At 72.1% G+C, this 25,711-nt stretch carries 23 protein-coding genes; 11 read left to right on the top strand and 12 right to left on the bottom strand.

The window, feature by feature from the left end; genetic code table 11:
- Nucleotides 1-23 precede the first annotated feature (23 nt).
- The 8 genes from ACZ4MH_RS11505 to ACZ4MH_RS11470 form a co-directional block, all read right to left on the bottom strand.
- Nucleotides 24-629, bottom strand: coding sequence for a heme-binding beta-barrel domain-containing protein (locus ACZ4MH_RS11505; RefSeq protein WP_351594162.1), 606 nt, complete (start codon nucleotides 627-629; stop codon nucleotides 24-26).
- Between the two features lie 267 nt (nucleotides 630-896).
- Nucleotides 897-1,154, bottom strand: coding sequence for a DUF3099 domain-containing protein (locus ACZ4MH_RS11500; protein WP_351594159.1), 258 nt, complete (start codon nucleotides 1,152-1,154; stop codon nucleotides 897-899).
- Nucleotides 1,155-1,284: 130 nt separating this feature from the next.
- On the bottom strand, nucleotides 1,285-1,572 hold the full coding sequence (locus tag ACZ4MH_RS11495; RefSeq protein ID WP_030254814.1) for a DUF1416 domain-containing protein: 288 nt from the start codon (nucleotides 1,570-1,572) through the stop codon (nucleotides 1,285-1,287).
- 36 nt (nucleotides 1,573-1,608) lie between these two features.
- Nucleotides 1,609-2,454: a sulfurtransferase gene (locus ACZ4MH_RS11490; protein ID WP_351594155.1), complete on the bottom strand. Its 846-nt coding sequence runs from the start codon at nucleotides 2,452-2,454 to the stop codon at nucleotides 1,609-1,611.
- A 133-nt stretch (nucleotides 2,455-2,587) separates the two neighbouring features.
- Nucleotides 2,588-2,683, bottom strand: coding sequence for a putative leader peptide (locus tag ACZ4MH_RS11485; RefSeq protein ID WP_351594259.1), 96 nt, complete (start codon nucleotides 2,681-2,683; stop codon nucleotides 2,588-2,590).
- Between the two features lie 224 nt (nucleotides 2,684-2,907).
- Nucleotides 2,908-3,621, bottom strand: a complete 714-nt coding sequence (locus ACZ4MH_RS11480) for an LmeA family phospholipid-binding protein (protein ID WP_351594152.1) — start codon at nucleotides 3,619-3,621, stop codon at nucleotides 2,908-2,910.
- Nucleotides 3,622-3,758: 137 nt separating this feature from the next.
- On the bottom strand, nucleotides 3,759-4,952 hold the full coding sequence (locus ACZ4MH_RS11475) for a hypothetical protein (protein WP_351594149.1): 1,194 nt from the start codon (nucleotides 4,950-4,952) through the stop codon (nucleotides 3,759-3,761).
- Nucleotides 4,953-4,960: 8 nt separating this feature from the next.
- Nucleotides 4,961-5,224: a MoaD/ThiS family protein gene (locus ACZ4MH_RS11470; protein ID WP_351594146.1), complete on the bottom strand. Its 264-nt coding sequence runs from the start codon at nucleotides 5,222-5,224 to the stop codon at nucleotides 4,961-4,963.
- A gap of 97 nt (nucleotides 5,225-5,321) precedes the next feature.
- On the opposite strand from ACZ4MH_RS11470, the gene ACZ4MH_RS11465 reads away from it, so the two are divergent.
- Together ACZ4MH_RS11465 and ACZ4MH_RS11460 are read left to right on the top strand one after the other, a co-directional pair.
- Nucleotides 5,322-7,055, top strand: coding sequence for an ABC transporter ATP-binding protein (locus ACZ4MH_RS11465; RefSeq protein WP_351594144.1), 1,734 nt, complete (start codon nucleotides 5,322-5,324; stop codon nucleotides 7,053-7,055).
- On the top strand, nucleotides 7,052-9,073 hold the full coding sequence (locus tag ACZ4MH_RS11460; RefSeq protein WP_467754471.1) for an ABC transporter ATP-binding protein: 2,022 nt from the start codon (nucleotides 7,052-7,054) through the stop codon (nucleotides 9,071-9,073). The genes ACZ4MH_RS11465 and ACZ4MH_RS11460 overlap by 4 nt, the downstream gene beginning before the upstream one ends.
- Nucleotides 9,074-9,293: 220 nt before the next feature.
- Here the strand turns inward: ACZ4MH_RS11460 and ACZ4MH_RS11455 are convergent, their stop codons facing one another.
- The gene (locus ACZ4MH_RS11455) at nucleotides 9,294-10,136 is read right to left on the bottom strand and encodes an alpha/beta hydrolase (RefSeq protein ID WP_351594141.1); all 843 of its coding nucleotides are present in this window, start codon (nucleotides 10,134-10,136) and stop codon (nucleotides 9,294-9,296) included.
- Between the two features lie 296 nt (nucleotides 10,137-10,432).
- On the opposite strand from ACZ4MH_RS11455, the gene ACZ4MH_RS11450 reads away from it, so the two are divergent.
- The 5 genes from ACZ4MH_RS11450 (at nucleotide 10,433) to ACZ4MH_RS11430 (ending at nucleotide 15,784) form a co-directional block, all read left to right on the top strand.
- The gene (locus ACZ4MH_RS11450) at nucleotides 10,433-11,245 is read left to right on the top strand and encodes a response regulator transcription factor (RefSeq protein WP_351594138.1); all 813 of its coding nucleotides are present in this window, start codon (nucleotides 10,433-10,435) and stop codon (nucleotides 11,243-11,245) included.
- 24 nt (nucleotides 11,246-11,269) lie between these two features.
- Nucleotides 11,270-12,295, top strand: coding sequence for a LacI family DNA-binding transcriptional regulator (locus ACZ4MH_RS11445; RefSeq protein WP_351594135.1), 1,026 nt, complete (start codon nucleotides 11,270-11,272; stop codon nucleotides 12,293-12,295).
- A 180-nt stretch (nucleotides 12,296-12,475) separates the two neighbouring features.
- A complete protein-coding gene (locus tag ACZ4MH_RS11440) occupies nucleotides 12,476-13,525 on the top strand; it encodes a S1C family serine protease (RefSeq protein ID WP_467754470.1) in 1,050 nt (349 codons plus the stop codon).
- A gap of 73 nt (nucleotides 13,526-13,598) precedes the next feature.
- Nucleotides 13,599-14,333, top strand: a complete 735-nt coding sequence (locus ACZ4MH_RS11435; RefSeq protein WP_351600540.1) for a response regulator transcription factor — start codon at nucleotides 13,599-13,601, stop codon at nucleotides 14,331-14,333.
- A 59-nt stretch (nucleotides 14,334-14,392) separates the two neighbouring features.
- A complete protein-coding gene (locus ACZ4MH_RS11430; RefSeq protein WP_351600551.1) occupies nucleotides 14,393-15,784 on the top strand; it encodes a sensor histidine kinase in 1,392 nt (463 codons plus the stop codon).
- A 7-nt stretch (nucleotides 15,785-15,791) separates the two neighbouring features.
- Here the strand turns inward: ACZ4MH_RS11430 and ACZ4MH_RS11425 are convergent, their stop codons facing one another.
- From ACZ4MH_RS11425 to ACZ4MH_RS11415, 3 genes are all read right to left on the bottom strand, one after another.
- Nucleotides 15,792-17,246 (bottom strand): FG-GAP and VCBS repeat-containing protein, encoded by a 1,455-nt coding sequence (locus tag ACZ4MH_RS11425; RefSeq protein ID WP_351600542.1) that lies wholly within the window; start codon nucleotides 17,244-17,246, stop codon nucleotides 15,792-15,794.
- Between the two features lie 118 nt (nucleotides 17,247-17,364).
- Nucleotides 17,365-18,669 carry an LmeA family phospholipid-binding protein gene (locus ACZ4MH_RS11420; protein WP_351600544.1) on the bottom strand — a complete coding sequence of 435 codons (1,305 nt, stop codon included), beginning with the start codon at nucleotides 18,667-18,669 and terminating at the stop codon, nucleotides 17,365-17,367.
- A gap of 69 nt (nucleotides 18,670-18,738) precedes the next feature.
- Nucleotides 18,739-20,544 carry a bifunctional metallophosphatase/5'-nucleotidase gene (locus tag ACZ4MH_RS11415; RefSeq protein WP_351600546.1) on the bottom strand — a complete coding sequence of 602 codons (1,806 nt, stop codon included), beginning with the start codon at nucleotides 20,542-20,544 and terminating at the stop codon, nucleotides 18,739-18,741.
- 176 nt (nucleotides 20,545-20,720) lie between these two features.
- Here ACZ4MH_RS11415 and mshD point away from each other — a divergent pair, with 176 nt between their 5' ends.
- The 4 genes from mshD to ACZ4MH_RS11395 all read left to right on the top strand — a co-directional run bounded on the left by mshD (nucleotide 20,721) and on the right by ACZ4MH_RS11395 (nucleotide 25,684).
- Nucleotides 20,721-21,650, top strand: coding sequence for a mycothiol synthase (mshD, locus tag ACZ4MH_RS11410; RefSeq protein ID WP_351600548.1), 930 nt, complete (start codon nucleotides 20,721-20,723; stop codon nucleotides 21,648-21,650).
- 269 nt (nucleotides 21,651-21,919) lie between these two features.
- Nucleotides 21,920-24,178: an RNA degradosome polyphosphate kinase gene (locus ACZ4MH_RS11405; RefSeq protein ID WP_351600550.1), complete on the top strand. Its 2,259-nt coding sequence runs from the start codon at nucleotides 21,920-21,922 to the stop codon at nucleotides 24,176-24,178.
- Nucleotides 24,162-25,271 carry a CHAD domain-containing protein gene (locus tag ACZ4MH_RS11400; RefSeq protein WP_467754469.1) on the top strand — a complete coding sequence of 370 codons (1,110 nt, stop codon included), beginning with the start codon at nucleotides 24,162-24,164 and terminating at the stop codon, nucleotides 25,269-25,271. Before ACZ4MH_RS11405 ends, ACZ4MH_RS11400 begins: the two co-directional genes overlap by 17 nt.
- Nucleotides 25,268-25,684 (top strand): NUDIX hydrolase, encoded by a 417-nt coding sequence (locus ACZ4MH_RS11395; RefSeq protein WP_351599481.1) that lies wholly within the window; start codon nucleotides 25,268-25,270, stop codon nucleotides 25,682-25,684. The genes ACZ4MH_RS11400 and ACZ4MH_RS11395 overlap by 4 nt, the downstream gene beginning before the upstream one ends.
- Nucleotides 25,685-25,711: the final 27 nt, after the last annotated feature.

Raw genomic sequence — 25,711 nt, 5'->3', positions numbered from 1 at the left:
CCCGCTGTGCAGGCTGCCGGGCTTTACGCCTCGCCCTGCGGCTTGTAGGGGGTGCCGTCCGGGTTGAAGAAGGAGACGCCGTCCGGCATGTCGTCGGGCAGGCTCTCCGCCCACTCCTGGAGGCTCGCGTCGGCGACCTTCTTCAGGTGGGCCGACATGTACGGGCGCAGCGGGACGTCCGGCGTGGCCTTCTCGCCGACCCACATCAGGTCGCTGTTGACGTAGCCGTACAGCCGCTTGCCGCCGCTGTACGGGCCGGCGGCCGCGGTGCGGGCCACGGCGTCCGTCGCCAGGTCGATCTGCGGCTTCTGGTCGGCCAGCTCGCCGTACCAGACCTCCACGATGCCCTGGTCGCGGATCATGACGATCTCGACCTTGCGGTCGGCGTCGATGCGCCAGTAGCCGCTCTCGGTCTCCAGCGGGCGGACCTTCTTGCCCTCCCCGTCCAGCACCCAGCTGTGCGAGGTGTACTCCAGGAAGTCACGGCCGTCGTGGGAGAAGGTGACCTCCTGCCCGAAGTTGCACTTCTCGGTGCCGGGGAAGTCGGCGACGCCGGCACCCTCCCAGCGGCCCAGGAGGAAGGCCAGCGGTACGAGGGCCGGGTTCAGGTCGGACGGGATCTCGATCATGAGAGCTCAGGCGATCTATAGGAGAGGGGAAGGATTCGGTCCGCGGCTCAGCGCTGGCCCTGGTACAGCTTCTTCCAGGTCAGACCGGCGAAGGCGATGACGCCGATGCCGACCAGCACGAGCAGGGTGGTGAAGAATGCCTCAAGCACGAGCGCGCTCCTCGGACGGAGTGAGGGTTTACGGACCGTGGGTGAGTCTAGTCGCCGTGCGAAGCGGCGGCGCTGTGAGGTCCGCCCCAGCGGGCCGTCGGTGTCCTGGAAGCGCTCTTCACCGGCGGCCTTTGTCGTCCAGCTCGCGCCACCAGCGGTCCGATTCCGGGTCGCCGGACTCGTCCCACCAGCGTTCGCCCGGGTCCCTGCGGTTGGCCACGATCGCCGCGAAGGGCGGGATGACCATGGCGACGACGCACATCGCCACCGCCGCCGGGACGGACCAGAGCCGCACCACGCCCCAGGCCAGGACGAAGAGCGCGATGCAGACGGCCATCATGGCGTAGTACCGGCGATGGCGGCGCTGGACGGACATACCTCCACGGTAAGACCGCGCGGCGGCGGGGGGAAACCGTATGCACGCACGGAGGGCCGCACCCCCAGCCAAGGCGTCCAAACCCCTGGGGTGCGGCCCTCCGGCCGTAGAAGTACCGCTGTGCGGCGCCTCAGACGGCGATGGCGACCTCCGCCAGGCCGCCCTGCTGGGCGACCACGGTGCGGTCGGCGGTGCCACCCGGGACGAGCGCGCGCAGCGTCCAGGTGCCCTCGGCCGCGTAGAAACGGAACTGTCCGGTCGCCGAGGTGGGGACCTCGGCGGTGAACTCGCCGGTGCTGTCCAGCAGGCGCACGTAACCGGTGACGGGCTCGCCGTCCTTGGTCACGCTGCCCTGGATCGTGGTCTCACCGGGCTTGATGGTCGACGCGTCGGGGCCGCCGGCCTGTGCTCCACACATGGGAATTCCTTGAGGGGTAGAGAGAAGGGTCGGGGCTTACTTCGCGGCGCCGAGCTCGATCGGCACGCCGACCAGCGAGCCGTACTCGGTCCAGGAACCGTCGTAGTTCTTGACGTTCTCCTGGCCCAGCAGCTCGTGCAGCACGAACCAGGTGAGCGCGGAGCGCTCACCGATGCGGCAGTAGGCGATGGTGTCCTTGGCCAGGTCGACCTGCTCGTCCTCGTACAGCGCCTTGAGCTCGTCGTCGGACTTGAAGGTGCCGTCGTCGTTGGCGTTCTTCGACCACGGGATGTTGCGGGCGCCGGTCACGTGGCCGGGGCGCTGCGACTGCTCCTGCGGGAGGTGCGCCGGGGCGAGCAGCTTGCCGCTGAACTCGTCGGGGGAGCGGACGTCCACCAGGTTCTGGTTGCCGATCGCGTTCACGACGTCGTCGCGGAAGGCGCGGATGGCGGTGTCCTGCGGCTTGGCCTTGTACTGGGTCGCCGGGCGGTTGGGCACCTGCGAGCCGTCGACCAGGTCGCGGGAGTCCAGCTCCCACTTCTTGCGGCCGCCGTCGAGAAGCTTCACGTCCTGGTGGCCGTAGAGCTTGAAGTACCAGTAGGCGTAGGACGCGAACCAGTTGTTGTTGCCGCCGTAGAGGATGACGGTGTCGTCGTTGGCGATGCCCTTCTCGGACAGCAGCTTCTCGAAGCCCGCCTGGTCGACGAAGTCACGGCGTACCGGGTCCTGCAGGTCCTTCTGCCAGTCGATGCGGACCGCGTTCTTGATGTGGTTCTTGTCGTAGGCCGAGGTGTCCTCGTCCACCTCGACGATGACCACCTTGGGGTCGTCGATGTGGGCCTCGACCCAGTCGGCGTCGACGAGGACGTCGCTACGGCTCATGGTTTTCTCCTCCGGGGCAGTTGCGGATGCGCGGGGGTACGCCGGTGCGCGCGGCGGCATCAGAAGCGCGCGGCGCTGCGCGGGAAAGAAGCGGAATGGCCTCGCGGCCGGGAGAACGGGTGGCAGAAACCCGTCAGACAGAGCGACAGAGCATGGCGGCGACGCGGCACAGGTCGACTGCCCGCCGCTTCGTGAGATCCGCCTGTCCCCGCGTACGGGAACGGCTCATCAGGCTCTGCATGGCACCGATCGTAAAGAGGGACGGCGGGGCGTGTCACCGGTGTGTCGGATGCTGAGACGTGTTCGTCCGCGATGTGGAACCGGAGTCGGTGCGGGGTAGCCCGGAGGCCGCCGGACAGCAGGTCCGGCGGCCTCTAGCGGTCGCGGTACGGACGGCGGCGTCTCAGGAGGTGGACGCCGAGCTCCGTACGGAGGGTGTGGCGGGGGCGTCGATCAGCCCGGCAGCCTGACGTCGGTGCCCTTCGCGGCGACCACTATGCCGTCGCGGGTGGTCGTCACACGGTCCAGCTTCAGCCCGGCCGGCAGCTCCCCCAGCTTCCAGTCGTGGTCCGTGCGGGCCCGCACCTTGTCCTCGCAGCCGGGGACCGCGGTGCACAGCCCGGGGAGCTCGTCCGCGCGCAGCCGTATCGTGTCGCCGCCCGCCGTGGAGATCGTGCCGAGCACGTCGAGATTGCTGAGCACGGGGACATCCGGCGAGATCTTGACCTGGCTCTTGCCGCCGCCGGCGCCGCCACCTGCGCCGCCGTAGGCGACGCGGACGCCGTCGCCCGCCGCCTTGGTCAGGTCGGCGTAGCTGATCCGCGCCTCGCCGGTCGCCGAGGCCGCGCCCTCGATGGAGGAGTAGTCGCTGCTCAGCTTCACGTCGTGGAACTGGGCCGACAGCTCCGTCACGCGCAGCCGGTGTCCCTCGGCCGTGGCCTCGATGCCGCCGAGCGTGGCGTCGACCTCGGTGAGCTCGCCGCTCGCGACCTGGGTGAGGAAGGGGAAGCCCTTGACCGAGACCTGTGGCGTCTCGCTCAGGCCCAGGCTGCCGCGGATCTTGTCGGCCGCCTTGTCCTCGGCGAAGTTCACCGCCAGCCGGTCGGCGACCACGAACAGCACGCCGACGACGACCAGTAGCACCACGAGCCTTCTCAGAGCACGCATCGAACCCCTTCCCCCCACGCTTCTGTGACGCGCCGAGCCTAACCGGGCCACTCGCGCGGCGGTACGAATCGGCCGGTCACCCTCCGTACATAAGGAGCGTGACCGGCCGCGTGAGGTTGCCCCGGCGGGGGAGATCGTCAGCCGAGGGCGCGGCCCAGGACATAGACGGCGGGCGCCGCGAGCGCCAGCGGCAGCGCCACGCCGGCCGTCAGGTGCACGAACCGCGAGGGGTAGTCGTAGCTGGCCACCCGCAGGCCGATCAGCGCGCAGCCGCCGGCCGCGAGTCCGAGGAGGGCGCCGGCCGTGCCGTAGTCGCCCAGCTGCCCGGCCGCGATGCCCGCGCCCGTGGCGGCGAGCAGCGCCAGTACGACGGAGACGGGCCCGGGCAGCGGCAGCGCGCGGGCGAGCACCGCGACGGCCACCGCGACCGCGCCGATCACCGTGGCGTGCGGCGCCGCGGCGAGGTGGCCGGCGGCCAGTACCGCCAGCGCGGAGGAGGTGAGGCCCGCCGTCAGCGCGTACATCCGCTCGTCCGCGCTGCTGCGGTTGCGCAGCTGCAGGACGAGGACGAGCAGGCACCACACGCCGAGCGTGCCGATGCCCACCACGGGCGCGTCGTCCCGGTCGGTGGCCAGCAGCGCGACATCGGTGACCAGGCCGCCGAGGAACGCCAGCGCGATGCCCTGGCGGGCCGGCCACATGCCGTTCAGCCGGAACCAGCCGGCCGCCGTGACCGCCTGCAGGACCGCGACCACTACGGCGGGGAACACCTGCGGCAGCGGCGCCGCCAGCGCGAGCAGCACGGCGAGCCCCGCCGTGAGCGCGGCCGACTGGAAGCCGGGCGGGATGATCGGCGAGTGGCCCAGGGCGCGGGCGCGCTGGTTGGGCGCGAGGCGGGAGAGGTCCTCGGGCGGCGCGGCGGCGGCCTGCTGCGCGGGCTCGTGGACCGCCGCGGCCTGCGCCGCCGCCTGCTCGACGTGCTGCTGGCCGGGCAGGTGGGTGGTCTCGGCGGCGGCGGACGCGTGCGCGGGCTGCCGCGCGTCGGTCTCCCAGGTGTCGCCCTCCCAGGTCTGCGTCCGCGGCTGCGCCTGCGGGTGGGCATAGGCGTCCTGGGGGTGGCCGCCGTGGCCGCCGCCCTGGGCGTACGGGTAACCGCCGTACGCCCCGTCGCCGTGACCGGCGCTTCCGTACGCCCCGTTGCCGTACGCCCCGTCGCCGTACGGCGCGTTGTCGTACGGCGCGCTGTTGTACGGCGCGTTGTCGTACGTCCCGTACTGCTGCTCGTAAGGCCCGTACTGCTGCCCGTAAGGGTTGTGCTGCTGGTCGCTCATCTCGGCGCTCATCCTCCCGCGAACGGCGGGAGGACCTCGACGGTGCCGCCCTGGGCGAGTTCGACCGTGGCATGGTCCCGGGTGCCGACGGCGGTGCCGTCCACCAGGAACGAGCAGCGCTGCAGTACCCGCGCGAACTCCGGGTTCGCCGCGTGTGCCGCACGCGCCGCGTCCAGCGCCTCGGCGAGCGTGCTCGCGGCGTACGGCTCCTCGGCGGTACCGGCAGCGGCCTTCGCCGCCGCCCAGTAGCGCACGGTGCCTGTTGTTGTCACGACGCCCCTTCTCCTTCGTTGCCGCCTCCATGATGGCCTACGCGGAGACAGGGAAAAGTCGGTTGCTGCGGGCAAACGTTCGCATAAGCTCGACCGAGTGCTGGTCCGACTCGCCAGGGCACACCTTGGCCCCCACAGACGCTCGATATCGCTGATCGTGCTCCTCCAGCTGATCCAGACGCTGGCCACCCTCTATCTGCCCACCCTCAACGCCGACATCATTGACAACGGTGTCGTGCAGGGGGACACGGGCTACATCTTCCGTACCGGCGGCCTCATGATCGCCGTGACGCTGCTGCAGATCGTCTGCGCGATCGGCGCCGTCTACTTCGGCGCCCGTACGGCCATGGCGCTCGGCCGCGACATCCGCGCCGCCGTCTTCGACCGCGTGCAGTCCTTCTCCGCGCGTGAGCTGGGCGGCTTCGGCGCGCCCTCGCTGATCACGCGCACCACCAACGACGTCCAGCAGGTCCAGATGCTGGTCCTGATGACGTTCACGATGATGGTCGCGGCGCCCATCATGATGATCGGCGGCGTCGTCATGGCGCTCAACCAGGACGTGCCGCTCTCCGGCCTGCTGCTGGTCATCGTCCCCGTGCTCGGCCTGCTGGTGGCGCTGATCGTGCGGCGGATGCGGCCGCTCTTCCGCGGCGTGCAGGAGCGCATCGACACCGTCAACCGCGTGCTGCGCGAGCAGATCACCGGCATCCGCGTCATCCGCGCCTTCGTCCGGGACCAGCACGAGCGGACCCGCTTCGGACACGCCAACACCGACCTCTACGACGTCTCGCTGCGCGCGGGCCGGCTGATGTCGATGATGTTCCCGCTGGTCATGCTGATCGTGAACGCCTCCAGTGTGGCCGTGGTCTGGTTCGGCGGGCACCGCATCGACAGCGGCGGCATGGAGATCGGCGCGCTCACCGCCTTCCTCAGCTACCTCATGTACATCCTGATGTCGATCATGATGGCGACGTTCATGGTCATGATGCTGCCGCGCGCCGAGGTCTGCGCCGAGCGCATCCAGGAGGTGCTGGCCACCGACACCAGCGTCACCCCGCCCGCGGCCGGCGTCACCGAACTGCGCCGCCACGGCGAGCTGGAGCTGCGCGACGTCGAATTCCGCTTCCCCGGTGCCGAGGAGCCGGTACTGAAGGACATCACCCTCCACGCCCGCCCCGGCGAGACCACCGCCGTCATCGGCTCCACCGGCAGCGGCAAGTCCACCCTCCTCGGCCTGGTGCCCCGGCTCTTCGACGCGACCGGCGGCACGGTGCTCGTGGACGGCGAGGACGTGCGCAACCTCGATCCGCGCACCCTCTCCGACGCCATCGGCCTGGTACCGCAGAAGCCGTACCTCTTCTCCGGGACCGTCGCGAGCAACCTGCGCTACGGCAGGCCGGACGCCACCGACGAGGAACTGTGGCACGCGCTGGAGACCGCGCAGGCCCGCGACTTCGTCGAGCGGACGGAGGGCGGCCTGGAGGCGCCGGTCGCACAGGGCGGCGGCAACTTCTCCGGCGGCCAGCGGCAGCGCCTGGCCATCGCCCGCGCGCTGGTCCGCAGGCCCGAGATCTACCTCTTCGACGACTCCTTCTCCGCGCTGGACTACGCCACCGACGCCGCCCTGCGGGCCGCGCTGGCCCGCGAGACCGGCCGGGCGACCGTGGTGATCGTCGCGCAGCGGGTGTCCACCATCCGCGGCGCCGACCGGATCGTCGTCCTGGACGAGGGCCGGGTCGTCGGCACCGGTACGCACACCGAGCTGATGGCGGACAACGAGACGTACCGGGAGATCGTCCTCTCCCAGCTCACCGAGCAGGAGGCGGCGTGACCACCCCGGACAAGGGCAGTGCCCAGGACAAGGGCAGCACCCCGGACAAGGGCGCCGCCGCGCAGAAGCCGGCCCCGCAGGCAGGACCCAGACCCGGTGCGGGCCCGGCCCGCTTCATGGGCGGCCAGCCCACCGAGAAGTCGATGGACTTCAAGGGCTCGGGCAAGCGGCTGCTGCGCCAGATGCGGCCCGAGCGCGCCATCGTCACCGTCGCGCTGCTGCTCGGCACGGTCAGCGTCGCGCTGACGGTCGCCGGGCCGAAGGTGCTCGGCCACGCCACCGACCTGATCATGGGCGGCATCGTCGGGCGGCAGCTGCCCGCGGGGCTGACCAAGGCACAGGCCGTCGAGGCCCTGCACCACCAGGGCAAGGACGGGCTCGCCGACCTGCTCGGCGCGATGCCGGTCACGCCGGGGCAGGGCATCGACTTCGGCGCGGTGGGCACCGTACTGCTGTGGGTGCTGGCGATCTACGTGGCCTCCTCGCTCTTCGGCTTCGTGCAGGCCCGCATCGTCACCAAGGCCGTGCAGCGGACCGTCTTCCGGCTGCGCGAGCAGGTCGAGGAGAAGCTGGCCCGGCTGCCGCTGCGCTACTTCGACAAGCAGTCCCGCGGCGAGGTGCTCTCCCGCGCGACCAACGACATCGACAACATCCAGCAGACCTTCCAGCAGACGTTCAGCCAGATCGTCGCCTCGCTGCTGACGATCGTGGGCGTGCTCGCGATGATGTTCTGGATCTCGCCGCTGCTGGCGCTGGTCGCGCTGGTGACCGTGCCGGTGTCGGTGGTGGTCGCCACGAAGATCGGCAAGCGCGCGCAGCCGCAGTTCGTCCAGCAGTGGAAGACCACCGGCAAGCTCAACGCGCACATCGAGGAGATGTACACCGGCCACTCCCTGGTCAAGGTCTTCGGCCGCCAGCAGGAGTCCGCCGAGCTCTTCCGCGAGCAGAACGACGCGCTCTACGAGGCGGGCTTCAGGGCGCAGTTCATCTCGGGCATCATCCAGCCCGCGATGATGTTCATCGGCAACCTCAACTACGTCCTGGTCGCGGTGGTCGGCGGCCTGCGCGTCGCCTCCGGCGCCCTCTCGATCGGTGACGTCCAGGCGTTCATCCAGTACTCCCGGCAGTTCAGCCAGCCGCTCACCCAGGTCGCCTCGATGGCCAACCTGGTGCAGTCCGGCGTCGCCTCGGCCGAGCGGGTCTTCGAGCTGCTGGACGCCGAGGAGCAGGAGCCGGACGGGCAGCGCCCGGCACGCCCCGACCACGTGCGGGGCAAGGTCGCCTTCGAGGACGTCTCCTTCCGCTACGAGGAGGACAAGCCGCTCATCGAGGGCCTGTCGCTGCAGGCGGACCCCGGCCAGACGGTCGCCATCGTCGGCCCCACCGGCGCCGGCAAGACCACCCTCGTCAACCTCCTCATGCGGTTCTACGAGGTACGCGGCGGACGGATCACGCTGGACGGCGTGGACATCGCCGCCATGGCCCGCGAGGAGCTGCGCGGCAACATCGGCATGGTGCTCCAGGACACCTGGCTGTTCGGCGGCACCATCGCGGAGAACATCGCGTACGGCGCGCCCGAGGGCATCTCGCTGGACAAGATCGTCGAGGCGGCGAAGGCCACCCACGTGGACCGCTTCGTGCGCACCCTTCCCGACGGCTACGACACCGTCCTCGACGAGGAGGGCGCGAACGTCTCGGTCGGCGAGAAGCAGCTGATCACCATCGCCCGGGCGTTCCTCGCCGAGCCCGCGATCCTGGTCCTGGACGAGGCGACCAGCTCGGTGGACACCCGTACCGAGGTCCTCATCCAGCAGGCCATGGCGCAGCTGCGGTCGGGCCGGACGAGCTTCGTGATCGCGCACCGGCTCTCCACGATCCGCGACGCCGACCTGATCCTGGTCATGGAGTCCGGCGCGATCGTCGAACAGGGCACGCACGACGACCTACTGGCCGCCGACGGCGCGTACGCGCGCCTGTACGCGGCCCAGTTCGCGGAGGCGGTGGCGGAGACGGACTGAGCGCTCGTCAGCGCCGGGCTCGGCCGGGCGCTGCCGGCGCGTCCGCCTCGGCCGGGCCTTGCCGGCCCCGCCGCCGTCCGCCCTGCCGGGTGCCGGCGGCCCCGCCGTTGTCAGACCCTCCCCGTACTGTGTTGAGCAGGGGCCCAAAAATCCCCCCATGGGGGAGAGGTGGGGGGAAACGGTCCGTCACGCGTGAGGGAGCGGCGGGGGACGCAGCACCTCACGCGTGGGCCGTCAGCCATTGGCCGATGCGTTTCAGCAGTTCCGGGGGCGCCGCGTTCTCCGCGTGGCCGTAGGCGTGCTCGATCCACAGGTCGGTGGAGGCGGGCGCGGCCGCGGCGGCCAGGGCGCGGGGGTGGTCGAGGGGGAAGTACGGGTCGCGGTCGCCGTGCACGATCAGGAGCGGGGTCGGGGCGATCAGCGGAGCGGCCTCGGTGGGGGAGAGGGGGACCGGGTCCCAGGCGATGCCGTGGATACGGGTGCGCAGCCCCAGCCGCCCCACCAGACGGCCCAATGGCCGTTCCACCACCCAGTGCAGCCGCCGCATCGCCGCGGTACCCCGGTAGTACCAGCGAGCAGGGGCGCTCACCGCCACCACCATGTCGGTGTGCGCTCCTGTGCGCCCCTCGTGTTCGGGGCGGTACTGCGCGGCGTGCCGGACGACCACCGAGCCGCCCATGGAGAAGCCGACCGTGGCCACGCGGGTGTGGCCCAGGGTGCGCGCCCAGCGCACCGCGGCCGCCAGGTCCAGTACCTCCCGGTCGCCCACCGTGGAGCGTCCGCCGGACCGGCCGTGCCCCCGGAAGGAGAAGGTGACCACGGGGGTGAACTGCGCGAAGGCGGCGGCCGCGCGGCGCAGCGCGGGGCGGTCCAGGGAGCCGGTGAAGCCGTGCGCGAGGACCACCACGAGGCCGTTCGGCGCGGCGTGCGGAGCGCCCGCCGCGGGGGAATAATTGGCCTCGATACGTACCCCGTCCTCGGTCAACAGCGACACGCGCCGACCACTCGAAGTGATCGAAGGAACACAAGATCGCGCAAAGTCGGCCGCCGCTCGGGAAGTCATGTGGGCTATTCTGTCGGGCAAGAAGGATCCGGGCAGCGTAGCCCCCGGGTCCTTTTGTGCTTTCAGACGCGCGGTGCGCGGATGAGCGCGGGTGTGCTCCAGGGCGCGGAGCGTACTGCGGTGCTCACGTTCCGGAGGCACGCGAGCCTCGCAAGGGCGCGGGGCCCGCGACCATACGAAGCAGTGCCGCAAAAGTCCTCGCAGGCAGGGACCGAGGAGGAACCGATGGGCGAGCGAAGCGTGCAGGAACACCGAACGGACAGGGAACGACGGACGACCCGGGGCGGTGATCAGCGATGAGCTCGCTGCTGCTCCTGACGAACGCCCTCCAGCCCTCGACGGAAGTGCTGCCCGCGCTCGGCCTCCTGCTGCACAGCGTGCGCGTCGCGCCGGCCGAAGGTCCGGCCCTGGTGGACACCCCCGGGGCGGACATCATCCTCATCGACGGCCGCCGTGACCTCCCCCAGGTGCGGTCGCTGTGCCAGCTGCTGCGCTCCACCGGCCCGGGCTGTCCCCTCGTCCTGGTCGTGACCGAGGGCGGCCTCGCCGCCGTCACCGCCGACTGGGGCATCGACGACGTGCTGCTCGACACCGCGGGCCCGGCCGAGGTCGAGGCGCGGCTGCGGCTCGCCATGGGCCGCCAGCAGATCTCCACGGACGACAGCCCGATGGAGATCCGCAGCGGCGACCTGTCGGTGGACGAGGCGACCTACAGCGCCAAGCTCAAGGGCCGGGTCCTGGACCTGACCTTCAAGGAGTTCGAGCTGCTCAAGTACCTCGCGCAGCACCCGGGCCGGGTTTTCACCCGCGCCCAGCTGCTCCAGGAGGTCTGGGGCTACGACTACTTCGGCGGTACGCGGACGGTGGACGTCCACGTACGGCGGCTGCGCGCCAAGCTCGGCCCCGAGCACGAGTCGCTCATCGGCACGGTGCGCAACGTCGGCTACCGCTTCGTCGTACCGGACAAGGTCGAGCGGGCCGCCGAGGAGGCCAAGGAGAAGGCCGCCAAGGAGGCCGAGCGCAAGGCGGCGCGGGCCGCCGCCGAGGCCCGCGAGCACACCGCGGACCGGGGCGCGGCGACCAGCGGCGTACGCCCTGCCGAGCGGTAGGACGACCCGCGTAGACTGCCGCGCGTGGCCAAGGTGACGCGGGATGATGTGGCGAGGCTGGCGGGGACGTCCACCGCCGTGGTGAGTTACGTCATCAACAACGGACCGAGGCCGGTCGCCCCGGCCACGCGCGAGCGGGTGCTCGCCGCGATCAAGGAGCTGGGGTACCGGCCGGACCGGGTGGCGCAGGCCATGGCCTCGCGGCGGACCGACCTCATAGGGCTGATCGTCCCCGACACCCGCCAGCCGTTCTTCGCGGAGATGGCGCACGCCGTGGAGCGTGCCGCTTCCGAGCGCGGAAAGATGGTGCTGGTCGGCAACGCCAACTACGAGGACGAGCGCGAGGTGCACTACCTCCGCGCCTTCCTCGGCATGCGGGTCGCCGGGCTCATCCTGATCAGCCAGGGCCCCAGCGAGCACGCCGCCGCCGAGATCGACACCTGGGACGCGCGCGTGGTGCTGCTGCACCGCCGCCCGGACGCCATCGACGACGTCGCCGTCATGGCGGACGACATCGGCGGCGCCCAGCTCGCCACCCGCCATCTCCTGGAGCACGGCCACCCCTACGTCGCGTTCTTCGGCGGCCTGGAGGAGACCCCGAAGTCCGGCGACCCGGTCACCGACCACGTCAAGGGCTGGCAGCGGGCCATGCAGGAGGCCGGCCGGACTACGGAGGGCCGGTACTTCCAGGCCCCGTACAACCGCTACGAGGCGTACCCCCTCGCGCTGAAGCTCCTGGCGAGCCCGGACCGGCCGCCGGCCGTCATGTGCGCCACCGACGACCAGGCCATCGCCATGCTGCGCGCGGCCCGCGAGCTGCGCATCGACGTGCCCGGCGAGCTGGCGGTGGCGGGTTTCGACGACGTGAAGGAAGCGGCGCTGACCGACCCGCCGCTCACCACGATCGGTTCGGACCGGGAGGCGATGGCCCGTACGGCCGTTGACCTCGTACTGGACGACGGGCTGCGGGTGGCGGGTTCGCGCCGGGAGCGGCTGCGGCAGTACCCGTCGCGGCTGGTGATCCGCGGCTCCTGCGGCTGCGGGGGCTGAGCGGGGCCCTCGGGGCGATTCGAACGCCCCTGGCCCCCCAGCTGGGGGTTACCCAGGAGGGGGTGGCGGTAGTCCGGCCAGGCTCGGCCAGGTCGTCTTTATACCGGGCATACCCACTTCTGCCGGACCTCTCAGGGCGTTCTCAGGTGGTTCTCATGCACGGCTCGCAGAGTCGTAGACATGACCGAGAGCTACCGCCGCAGCGGCGATGAGACCCCGCAGTACGACGCACAGCAGACCACTCCGTACGCGTCCTTCGGCGCCTACGGGCCCGCGGGCGCCTACCCGCCGCCGCCCCCGTACGCGCCGCCGGCGCAGCCCGCCGACGGCGGCGAGCCGCAGCCCCCGCGCCGCCGGATGCGCCGCCCCGTCGCGCTGATCGCCGCGGTCGCGCTGGCCTCCGGCCTGATCGGCGGCGGCAGCGCCGCGCTCATCGAGAGTGCCACGCAGGGCGGCGCAAGCGGTCAGAGTACCGCCGTGGTCAACGCGGGCGCCACCACCGGCAACGGGGTCTCCTCGGTGGCCAAGGCGGTCAGCCCCGCCATAGTCGAGATCAAGTCCCGTACCACCCAGGGCGAGTCCACCGGCTCCGGCGTCGTCGTCACCGGCGACGGCGAGATCATCACCAACAACCACGTCGTCTCCGGCGCCGGCACCGTCTCGGTGTCCTTCAGCGACGGATCGACGAAGACCGCCAAGGTCGTCGGGACCGACCCCGACAAGGACCTGGCCCTGATCAAGGTGCAGGGCGCGAAGAACCTCACGCACGCCACCCTCGGCGACTCCAGCAAGCTCGCCGTCGGCGACCAGGTCGTCGCGATCGGCTCCCCCGAGGGCCTGACCGGCTCGGTGACCAGCGGCATCGTCTCCGCGCTCGGCCGCGATGTGACCGTGCCCAAGGAGGACCAGCAGCAGCAACAGCAGCAGAGCCAGGGGCAGGGCGACATCCCGTGGCCGTTCGAGTTCGGCGGCAACCAGTACAACGGCGACACCGGCTCCTCGACCACCTCGTACAAGGCCATCCAGACCGACGCCTCGCTCAACCCCGGCAACTCCGGTGGCGCCCTGATCGACATGTCGGGCCGGATCATCGGCATCAACTCCGCGATGTACTCGCCGAGCGACGCGACCAGCAGCAGCGCCGGCAGCGTCGGCCTCGGCTTCGCCATCCCGATCAACACCGTCAAGGCGGACCTGGACACCCTGCGTGCCGGCGGCAGCGGCAACTGAGGAGCGGGAGCCGCACCTGAGAAGCTGGGGGCGCAACCGTCCGCTTCCCGTACACCCCGAGGACCCGACACCCATGAGCGCCGCCGAGCAGGGCGAGACGCCCGCCCGCATCCTGATCGTCGACGACGAGCCGGCCGTCCGCGAGGCGCTCCGGCGCTCGCTCGCCTTCGAGGGCTACGCCACCGAAGAGGCCGTCGACGGCCTGGACGCGGTCGAGAAGGTGGCCGCCCACCGGCCCGAACTGATCGTGCTGGACGTGCTGATGCCCCGCATGGACGGCCTGACCGCGGCCCGCAGGCTGCGCGCGAGCGGCGTGACCGTACCGATCCTGATGCTCACCGCGCGCGACACGGTCGGCGACCGGGTCACCGGACTGGACGCGGGCGCCGACGACTACCTGGTCAAGCCCTTCGAACTGGACGAGCTGCTGGCCCGCATCCGCGCGCTGCTGCGCCGCAGTTCGTACGCGGCGGCGGCCGGCGCGGCACCCGACGAGGGCGACACGCTCACCTTCGCGGATCTCCGCATGAACCTCGCCACCCGGGAAGTCACCCGCGGTGAGCGGCCCGTGGAGCTGACCCGTACCGAATTCACCCTGCTGGAGATGTTCCTGGCCCACCCGCGCCAGGTCCTCACCCGCGAACAGATCCTCAAGGCCGTCTGGGGCTTCGACTTCGAGCCCTCCTCCAACTCCCTGGACGTGTACGTGATGTACCTGCGGCGCAAGACCGAGGCCGGCGGCGAGCCGCGGCTGGTGCACACCGTGCGCGGCGTCGGGTACGTCCTGCGGTCCGGCGGTGCCGAGTGAACCTGCGCGAGGAGGCGGCCCAGCGCTACCGCCGGCTGCCGCTGCGCTCCCGGCTGGCGATGCTCACCGCGCTCGCCGTCGCGCTCGCCGTCGCCGCGTCCGCCGCCGCCTGCTGGCTGATCACCCGCGACCGGCTCACCGAGCAGCTGGACGCCACCCTGAGCAACGTCAGCGTGGACGCGGCGTACGTACGGGCGCTGGGTGCCGAGTGCAACGGCACCGCGCCCGACGGCATCCGCTTCCAGCCGACCCCGTACACGATCCAGCTGGTGTCGGTGGACGGCAGCGTGTGCACCTCGCCGGAGAAGTCGCAGATCCCCGCCGAGCGTGCGGACGTCGAGGTCGCGCAGGGCCGCGCCGGCGGTACGGTGCACACCGCGCGGGCCGCCGACGGCGCGGAGATGCGGGTCTCGACCGTGCCGTACCACGGGCCGGCGACCGACGCGCTGGGCAATCAGGTGGCGGTGTCCGTCGCCGCGCCCATGGACCAGGTCACCCAGCCGCTCAACCAGCTCGCGCTGGTCCTGCTGGTCGTCTCCGGGGTGGGCGTGCTGGGCGCCGCGACCACCGGCCTGTGGGTGGCCAGGGCGGGTCTGAAACCCGTGGACCGGCTCACGGCGGCCGTCGAGCACGTCGCCCGTACGGAAGATCTCGCGATCCGTATCCCCACCGAGGGCGAGGACGAGATCGCCCGGCTCTCCCACTCCTTCAACTCCATGACCGCCGCGCTCGCCGCGTCCCGCGACCTCCAGCAGCAGCTGATCGCGGACGCGGGCCACGAGCTGCGTACTCCGCTGACCTCGCTGCGTACCAACATCGACCTGCTGGAGCGCAGCGAGCGCACCGGCCGGGCCATCCCGCCCGCCGACAAGCTGGCCCTGCTGGACTCGGTGAAGGCGCAGATGGGCGAGTTGGCTGCGCTCATCGGCGACCTCCAGGAGCTGTCCAGGACGCCGGATCACGAGCCCGGCGGGCAGGGCGTGCCGCCGGTCGTGGCGCTGCACGAGACCGCGGGTACGGCGCTGGAGCGGGCCCGGCTGCGCGGCCCGTCCCTCACCTTCGACGCCGCGCTGGACCCCTGGTACGTACGGGCCGAGCCCGCCGCGCTGGAGCGCGCGGTGGTCAATCTCCTGGACAACGCGGTGAAGTTCAGCCCGCCCGGCGCCACGGTCGAGGTGCGCCTGAAGGGCGGCCTGCTGACCGTGCGGGACCACGGCCCTGGCATCCCCGAGGACGAACTCCCGCATGTCTTCGAGCGGTTCTGGCGCTCGCCCTCGGCGCGCAGCCTGCCCGGCAGCGGCCTCGGCCTGTCGATCGTGGCCCGCACGGCGCAGCAGGCGGGCGGCGGTGTCCGGCTGCGGCCCGCGGAGGGCGGCGGCACGCTGGCGGAGCTGACTCTGCCGGGTGCCGCCACCCCGCCCCCGGACCACGCGCCGGAGCCGGGCCGCTGAGCGCTCGTTACCGGGCGAAGTCCGACCCCAGTCCGGCCCCCGCCTCGGGGCCCCCGATCGCTCCGGGCCCGTAGGAGACGACACCGTCCGTCGTCAGCCCGCCCGCGGCGCCACGGAGGGACCACACCGCGCCCGTGTCCTTCGGGGCCGCGCCGTCCTCGCCCGGCGCGCCGGCCGCCAGATCCGCCTTCCCGTCGCCGTCCGTGTCGAGCAGCGAGACCGCCTCGCCGAAGCGGTCACCGGCCTCGGCGACGCCCGGGACGCCCGCGGTGTCCTGGTGGAAGGACTGTGCGCCGGTGCCGGTCAGGCCGCCCTTGCCGCCCTTGAGCAGTACCGTGCTGCCCGCGTCCTTCAGCGCCGCGCCGGAGGCGGACGTCAGGTCCTCGTACGGGACGCCGGCCGCGACGTCCGCGTACCCGTCGCCGTTCACATCGCCCGCGCTGAGCGAGTAGCCGAACTGGTCGCCCTCCTCGCCCGCGCCCGGGACGCCCGCGCTGTCCTGGGTGAGCGTCGTGGAGCGCTTGCCGGGGCCGTCCGCCGAGCCGTACGCGACCTTGACCGTGCCCTTGTCGTACGGGAGGTCCTCCACGACGCCGCCGGGCACCGGGCGGTATATGAGGTCGCCGTAGCCGTCCTTGTCGACGTCGCCGACGGTGGCCGTGGCGGCGTCCGGCAGGTGCGTCGGCTTGGTGGCGAGGCCGTCGGCGCCGCCCTTCCACAGCTCGCTCGACTCCGACATCTCCTCGAACGCGTGCATGCTGACCAGGTCGTCCCGGCCGTCACCGTTGAGGTCACCGGCGGCCAGGTCCTCGGAGAGGAAGAGGTGGCCGGTCGCGATGTCCGCGGTCCGGGCGGGCGACCCGGCACGGGTGAACGGCCCGTACATCACGTGCAGGCCGGAGGAGTCCCCGTCGCCCTGGCTGTCGGCGACCAGGTCCTGGTGGCCGTCGCCGTCGAAGTCCCCGGCGGTGAGGTTGCGGCCACCGGTGCCCGGGAGGCTGCTCGCGCCGCCCTTGCCGTCGGTGGAGCCCCACAGGACGACCGGCGCTCCGCCGCCGGTGACGACGAGGTCGGCGGTGCCGTCGCCGTCCAGGTCGCGGGCGGTGGTGTCGTCGCCGAAGCGGCCGTTCTCGGCGGGGTCGCCGGGCACGCCGGCGGTGGCGCGGCTGATGACCTGGTGCTTGCCGGTGGCGGCGCCGGAGGCCGAGCCGTAGACGACAGTGACGTAACCGGCTTTGGCCTTGCCGCCGACGGTGCCGCCGGGGGCGCCGGCAACGATGTCGGCGTAGCCGTCGTGGTTGAAGTCGGCCTGCGGGGCAGTGCCGGCCGGGCCCTTGGCCGCGGCGGCCTGCTTGTCGTCCGCCGGTGCCGCCTGGGCGGGCACGGCGAGGACGAGGGGAGCGGTGAGCAGGGCGGCCACCACGGCGCAGCGCGCTGCGGTGGGGGTGGGGCGGTGGCGCACGGTTCCTCCTGTGGTCGGCACCTGGACATCCCAAGTGCACCGTTCGTACACCTGCTACGACGCCAGCCACGGACGTGCGGTTGTATGCATAGCTACATCTTCTGCCCCACGTGCCCCGTCAGTGCTGTCGCTTCGCCGCGTCGCCGAACGGGATTCCGGTGCCGGAGAGTTGGGCCCGGATGCCGTCCCGCTCCACCGAGATCGTGCGCAGCCGCACGTCACCGGGGGTGGCCGGGAGGCGGAAGGACAGATCCATGCGGTCCGCGAGCTCCGGCTTGGTGAGTCCCGCGAGGCTGCCGAGGATCTTCGGATCGATGCCGACTTTTTTCAGCAGCCAGGGGTGGTCGACGACGACATCGACGAGATTGACCTTCATCAGCTTGCCGATGAAGCGCGGCGTGCCGATCAGGTCGTGCAGCTTCTGCTCGTTGTGCAGGGCGGCGTCGATGTACGCGTGCGGGATGCCGATGCGGTCGGCGATGGCCGGGACGGCGAGCATCGCCCGTACCTTGGCGGCCTCCCGGCTGAGCTGCCGGGCCGTCTTGCGGGTCAGCTGCAGGCCCTCGCCCTTCCCCGTACCGGGGCGGTAGACCGCGACATCGCCGATGTCCAGCCGCATGCCGCTGATCTCGGTGGAGATGCCGCGGTCGCCGGCCTGCCGGATGCGGGCCCTGGCGTGCATCCGCAGCTCGTGCCCGGCGATGGGCAGCCGCCCTTCCGCGCGTACGGAGTTGGGCCCCAGTTCGCTGAACTTGACCTGCGAGGCGCCCAGTTCGCGGTTCATGTCCTCGAAGGAGAGCAGTACGTCGCCGTGCATCCGGTCGACCGTGCCGCCCTTGAGGGACGTCGGCAGATCGCCGTCGAGCGTCACGTTCTCCGCCGTCGCCTCGAATTTCGCCAGTGAGACCCGGTCGGCGGCGAGGTCGGGGATGGTCACCCGCACCCGGTCCAGGCGCTTGTCCGCGACCTGGGTGAGGAAGGGGAAGCCCTCGATGTCCACCTCGGGGTCGGCCGCCAGGTGCAGCGAGTCCTTGAGCTTCTCGGCGGCCTTGTTCTGCGCGTACAGCACGGCGAACCGGTCGGCGAGGCCCGCGAAGGAGGCGGCCGCGAGCACCGTGGCGAGCAGCTTCACGGTGATCGGCACGGCGGCGAACCGGCCGATGCCGCGCTTGGCCTTGCGGTGGTTGGGCGGTGCCCACGCCTCGTCGTCGTCCGGCTCGGTGCGCAGCCCGAGACCCAGGGGGTCGTCGCGGCCGGGCTCGGGCTCCGGATCGGCCAGCCCGGCGAGCTCCGCGTAGGGATTGACCGGCGCGAACTCGCGGGTGTCGCCCTGCGGGTCAGGGCCCTGGGACGCGCGGGGCCGCTGTGAGTCCCGCGCGTCCTGCGGTGCGTGCGATGCGGATATGCGTGTGGGGGGTCGCATCGGTACATCCCACCATGCGTACGGCCATCGAACGCAAGTCTTACTAGAGGTAAAGGCGGATTTGGATGGTTACTTCACGACCGTGATGCGGTCCGCCTTCGGCGGGGCCAGCGGGCCGGACGCCGAGGAGTGCGCGCCCAGGTACGCGGTGAACGCGTCCAGGTCCGACGGGCCGACGAACTTGTCCTTGCCGTCCTTGAACGCGGCGAAGCCGTCACCGCCGCCCGCCAGGAACTCGTTCAGCGCGACGCGGTAGGTCTTCGCCGGGTCGATCGCCGCGCCGTTGAGCTTCACCGAGTCCTTGACCACCCGGTCCGCGCCCGACTTGGTCATGTCCAGGGTGTAGGTGAGGCCCTCGGACACCTGGAGGATCTTCGGGGAGGCCGCGTTCGCGCCGCTGACCTGCTGCTGCAGCGCGGTGATCAGCTGCGCGCCGGTCAGCCCGATCACGTTCGTCATGTTGGTGAACGGCTGCACCGTGAACGCCTCGCCGTACGTCACCACCCCGTCGCCCTCGCTCCCCGACGCCTTGAAGGCCAGGTCGGAGCGGACGCCGCCGGGGTTCATCAGGGCCAGCTGCGCGCCGCCCTTGCCGCTGTCCGCCGTCGCCTCCAGCTGCGCGTCGGCGATGACGTCGCCGAGCGGCGACTCGGGGGTGCTCGCGCCGCGGCCCGGGATGTCGCCTGCGATGTGGCCGACCGGCTTGTTCGCGACCGGCGCGGCCAGCCTGTCCCAGCGCTTGATCAGCGAGGTCAGGTCAGGCGCCTTGGGCTGGGTGCGGTCGACGACGTGGTTGGCCGACTTCACGGCCGTGCGCACGATGTCCTGGGTCTTCCGGTCGTACGTCAGCGTGGTGTCGGTGTAGAGCTTGCCGAAGGAGGACGCCGAGGTGACCATCCGCGGCTGCCCGGCCGGGTCCGGGATCGTGCACGCGTACGCCTGGTGGGTGTGCCCGGTGACCAGCGCGTCGACCTTCGGCGTGACCTTCTTGGCGATCTCCGTGATGGGCCCGGAGATGCCGTCACCCGCGCCGGGGCTGTCGCAGTCGTAGTTGTACGCGGTGGACGCGGGCGCCCCGCCCTCGTGGATCAGCGCGACGATCGACTTCACGCCCTGCTTCTGCAGCACCTTGGCGTACTTGTCGATGGTCTCGGCCTCGTCGTGGAACTTCAGGCCCTTGACCCCGTCGGCGCTGACGATGCCGGGCGTGCCCTCCAGCGTCACCCCGATGAAGCCGATCTTGACGCCCTTGTGCCGCCAGACCGTGTACGGCTTCAGGATCGGCCTGCCGGTCTTCTCGTCGGTGACGTTGGCGGCCAGGTACGGGTAGTCCGCGCCCTCGAATGTCCGCCCGTCCTCGTAGCAGCCGTCCTTCGGGTGGCAGCCGCCGTTCTGCAGTCGCGCCAGCTCCGCGCGGCCCTCGTCGAACTCGTGGTTGCCGACGCTGGTCACGTCCAGCTTCAGCTTGTTCATCGCCTCCACGGTCGGCTCGTCGTGGAAGAGGCCCGAGAGCAGCGGGCTCGCGCCGACCAGGTCGCCGGCGGCCGCGGTGACGGAGTACGAGTGGCCCCGGCGCGCGGTGCGCAGCGCGTTCGCCAGGTACTCCACGCCACCGGCCTCGATCTTCTTTCTGCTGCCGTCCGCCCGCTCCTCCTCCACGGTGCCGGACGAGCCCTGCGGCGGCTCCAGATTGCCGTGGAAGTCGTTGAAGGAGAGCAGCTGCACGTCGACGGTGCGCGAGGAGTGGCCGTGGCCGTCGGGCGTGCCGGCGCCGGCGGGCAGCGCCGCTGCGGTGACGCCGGCCGCGGCGGCCAGCACCGCGGCTCCGGCCGCCAGACGGCGCCCGACGCGGCGCCGGTGCGGAGTAGCTGACATCGATCGTCCCCCTTGTGGACAGCGGATGAGGAGTGGTCGAGCGACCGGAAGCCTACGGTCAACGCGCGTAGCGCAACAGGGGTGACGGGTTAAGGCGCGGTTGCGCCGGGGCGACAGCGGGCCGCCGCCCGACGGCGGTCGCCACCGGCCCCGCCGCGCGCCGTACCCTTCGGGACATGACTGACGCTGCACAGGGAACGGGCCCGGCCGGGCGGGACATGCAGGTACGGGAAGCGCTCACGCCGGACGTGGCCGGTGCCGTACTGGAGCTGATCGAGACGGCGGCACGGACGGACGGCCAGCCGGCCGTGTCCGAGCAGGGACGGCTGCAGGTACGCGGGGGACGGCGGGAGGGCGTGCGGCACGTACTGCTGCGCGCCGAGGGCGACCGCATCGTCGGGTACGGGCAGCTGGAGGACACCGACCCGGTCGAGGCGCCCGCCGCCGAGCTGGTCGTGCACCCCGAATTCCGCGGCAACGGCCTGGGCCGCAGGCTCGGCAGCGCGCTGCTGGAGCAGTCCGGGCGGCGGCTGCGGTTGTGGGCGCACGGCGGCCACCCCGCGGCCCGCCACCTCGCGCAGACCCTGGGCCTGACCCTCTTCCGCGAGCTGCGCCAGATGCGCCGCCCGCTGGCCGACCTGGAGCTGGCCGAGCCGGTGCTGCCCGCCGGCGTCACCGTCCGCACCTTCCAGCCCGGCACCGACGACGCGGCCTGGCTCGCCGCCAACGCCGCGGCCTTCGCGCACCACCCCGAACAGGGCTCGCTCACCCAGCGTGACCTGGACGACCGCAAGGCCGAGCCGTGGTTCGACCCCAAGGGCTTCTTCCTGGCCGAGAAGGACAGTGTCCTCGTCGGCTTCCACTGGACGAAGAAGCACGCGGAGGAGGGCCTGGGCGAGGTGTACGTCGTCGGGGTCCGGCCCGAGGCGCAGGGCGGCGGGCTCGGCAAGGCGCTCACCGCGATCGGGCTCCGGCACCTGGCCGGCGAGGGCGTGCCGACGGCGATGCTCTACGTGGACGCGGACAACGTCCCGGCCGTCACGGTCTACGAACGCCTCGGGTTCGTCACGCACGAGACGGACCTGATGTACCGCACCGAGCTCTGAACCGGTAACGGAGCCGGAGTTGACGGGCCGTCATGAGGTGGCGGCGGGGCTCAGCGCCCGCCGCCGCCTCCGCCCCCGGCACCGGATCGTCCCCTGCGGGTAGCCCCCCGCTTGCCTGTCCGCCATGTCCGCGTTACCGGCGATTCAAACTCGCTTGCGAGCATCACTGAATGCAGCCCTCCGCGCAGCCGGCCGGTGACCGAAGGCTCCGAGCCGCCCCGCCGCCTCCCGACGCGCCTTCCCCGCCGGGGGCGCGGAAGAATGAGGCCATGGACCAGCAGACCAGCGCCCAGGCCCCGGTAACGCCCCCGACGCCGTCCGCACAGGCTCAGCCCTCGGTCGGTTCGATCGCCGCGCACCGCCCGAACACCGTGGCCGCCTCCCTGCCCGAGCTGGAACCGGACCTCGACGCCGATCTCGACGCGTACGACGTCGACGGCGCCCTGGGCGACGACGGCGCGGAGCTGCCCGCCGGCCGCTTCCTGGACCGCGAGCGCAGCTGGCTCGCCTTCAACGAACGGGTACTGGAGCTGGCCGAGGACCCGGCCACGCCGCTGCTGGAACGCGCCAAGTTCCTCGCGATCTTCGCCTCCAACCTGGACGAGTTCTTCATGGTCCGGGTCGCGGGCCTCAAGCGCAGAATCGCCACGGGCGTCGCCACCCGCTCCGCCTCCGGGCTCCAGCCCCGCGAGGTGCTGGACCTGATCTGGACCCGCTCCCGCGAGCTCATGGCCCGGCACGCCGCCTGCTATCAGCAGGACATCGCCCCCGAGCTGGCCGGCGCCGGCATCCACCTGATCCGCTGGCCGGAGCTGACCGAGAAGGAACAGGCCCGCCTGTTCACCCTCTTCCGCCACCAGATCTTCCCCGTCCTCACCCCGCTGGCCGTCGACCCGGCCCACCCCTTCCCGTACATCTCCGGCCTCTCCCTGAACCTGGCCGTGGTCGTCCGCAACCCCGTCAGCGGCCACGACCACTTCGCCCGGGTCAAGGTCCCGCCGCTGCTCTCCCGCTTCCTGGAGGCGTCACCGCAGCGCTACGTCCCCATAGAGGACGTCATCGCGGCGCATCTGGAGGAGCTGTTCCCGGGCATGGAGGTGCGCGCGCACCACATGTTCCGGGTCACCCGCAACGAGGACCTGGAGGTCGAGGAGGACGACGCGGAGAACCTCCTCAAGGCCTTGGAGAAGGAGCTGATGCGGCGCCGCTTCGGGCCGCCGGTCCGGCTGGAGGTCGAGGAGTCCATCGACCCGGCCGTACTGGACCTGCTCGTCCAGGAGCTGAAGATCTCCGAGGCCGAGGTCTACCCGCTGCCCGGCCCGCTGGACCTGACCGGCCTCTTCGGCATCTCCGCGCTGGACCGGCCCGAGCTGAAGTACCCGAAGTTCGTCGCCGGAACCCACCGCGACCTCGCCGAGGTCGAATCCGCCTCGGCCCCCGACATCTTCGCCGCGCTGCGCGCCCGCGACGTCCTCCTCCACCACCCGTACGACTCCTTCTCCACCTCCGTCCAGGCGTTCCTGGAGCAGGCCGCCGCCGACCCGGACGTCCTCGCGATCAAGCAGACGCTGTACCGGACCTCCGGCGACTCCCCGATCGTCGACGCCCTGATAGACGCCGCCGAGTCCGGCAAACAGGTCCTCGTCCTCGTCGAGATCAAGGCGCGCTTCGACGAGCAGGCCAACATCAAGTGGGCGCGGAAGCTGGAGGAGGCCGGCTGCCACGTCGTCTACGGCCTGGTCGGCCTCAAGACGCACTGCAAGCTCTCCCTGGTCGTCCGCCAGGAAGGCGACATGCTGCGCCGCTACTCCCATGTGGGGACCGGCAATTACCACCCGAAGACCGCCCGGCTCTACGAGGACCTGGGGCTGCTGACCGCCGACCCGCAGGTGGGCGCCGACCTCTCCGACCTGTTCAACCGGCTCTCCGGCTACTCCCGCCGGGAGACCTACCGGCGGCTGCTCGTCGCCCCCAAGTCGCTGCGGGACGGCCTGGTCCAGCGCATCACCAAGGAGATCGCGCACCAGCGCGCGGGCCACCCCGGGTACGTCCGCATCAAGGTCAACTCGATGGTGGACGAGGCCGTCATCGACGCCCTGTACCGCGCCTCCCAGGCCGGTGTGTCCGTGGACGTCTGGGTACGCGGGATCTGTGCACTGCGGCCCGGCGTGCCGGGCCTGAGCGAGAACATCCGCGTCCGCAGCGTCCTGGGCCGCTTCCTCGAACACTCGCGGGTGTTCGCCTTCGGCAACGGAGGGGAGCCCGAAGTGTGGCTGGGCAGCGCGGACATGATGCACCGCAACCTCGACCGGCGGATCGAGGCGCTGGTACGGGTCACCGACCCGGGCCACCGCGCCTCGCTCGACCGCCTGCTGCGGACCGGCACGTCGGACACCACCTCCGCCTGGCACCTCGGCCCGGACGGCAACTGGACCCGGCACGCCGCCGACGCGGACGGCACCCCGCTGCGCAACGTACAAGAAATGCTCATCGACGCCCGGAGGCGCCGGCGTGGCCCTGCGACCTGACCTCTCCCCGCCCCGCGAGCGGACCGGTGCCCACGCGGCCGGCCCGGCGCCCGACCGCGCGACGGCCGGCGAGGTGCTCTCCGCCTACCTCCACGAAGAGTCGACGGCCTTCCTGCGCAGCCTGCGGCTGCACCGGGAGAGCGGTTCGGACGCGCGGGGCGCGGGCGACGCGGCCCGGGAACTGCGGGCCGCGGCCCGCAGGATCAGCGGCGCGCTGCACACCTTCCGGCCGCTGACCGACGAGGCCTGGGCCGACCAGCTGCGCGCCGAACTGGGCTGGCTATCGGGCACCCTGGCCCGCGAGCACGCCTACGCCGACCGGCTCGCCCGCCTGCTGGCCGCCCTGCACCGGGTCGCGGGCCCCGCCGAACCGTCCGGCGCCGCCAGAGAAGCGGCCGGCGCCGCCAGAGCCCCCGAGGGCGACGCCCCGCCTCCGCAGCGGTCGCAGAGCCGCACCGCGGGGACCAGGGAGGGCGCCCGCGACCCCAAGGACCCGGCCGCCACCACGGCTGCGGGGGCCGCGCGGGCCGGCGCGCTGCTGGACCGGCAGCTGACCCTGGCCCGCACCCGCGCCCACTCCGCGGCCCTCCAGGCGCTCGGCTCCTCGCGCTTCCACGCCGTCGCGGACGCCGTCGCGGTACTGGCCTCCGAAGCGCCGCTGGACAAGAATGCCGCCGACCGGCTCGCCACCGAGGCGCTGCCGCCGCTGGCCGACCACGCGCACCGCCGGCTCGCCGAGGCCGTCGCCGCGCTGCCGCTGACCCGCGTCGGCCACCCGTACAACGCCGCCGCGCTGGCCGGCGACGACCGCCAGGATGCCGCCTGGCACCAGGTACGGCTGCTGCTGCGGCACAGCCGGTACGCGCAGGAGGTCGCCGACGGCGGCGTCACCGACCTGCGGCTGCTGGAGGCGGCCCGCGCCCTGGAGCGGCACCGCGACGCGGCCGAGGCCGCGGCCGCCGCGGCCGCCGCGGCCCGCACCCCGCGCATCGCCCCGGCCACCGCGTACGCGCTCGGCATCCTCCACGCCGACCAGCGCCACGAGGTCGAGGCCGCCCGCTACACCTTCACCCGCGCCTGGAGGACCGGATGAACAACGGAACGGTGATCCGCGCGGCTGGCTGCGTCCTGTGGCGCCGGGCGCCGGGGACGGGCGGGCTGGAGATCGCCCTGGTGCACCGGCCGAAGTACGACGACTGGTCGCTGCCGAAGGGCAAGCTGAAGCGGGACGAGGAGGCGCCGGCGGCGGCGGTGCGCGAGGTCGCGGAGGAGACCGGCATGGACTGCCGGCCGGGCCCCGAGCTGCCGACCGCGTACTACGAGGTGAACGGCCGCCCCAAGGAGGTCCGCTACTGGGCCGCCGAGGCGTGCGGCGGGACGTTCGCCGCCAACGACGAGGTCGACCGGATGGCCTGGCTCTCCCCGGCCGAGGCCCGCGACCGCCTCACCCAGGCCCGGGACCGGCCGCTGGTCGACGCGTTCCTGGCGGCGCTCCGTACGGCCTGACCCGGCCGCTCAGGCCCCGCCCAGCGG

This window comes from Streptomyces sp. NPDC026301 (assembly GCF_055567935.1).
This window is presented reverse-complemented; position numbering and strand designations above follow the sequence as displayed.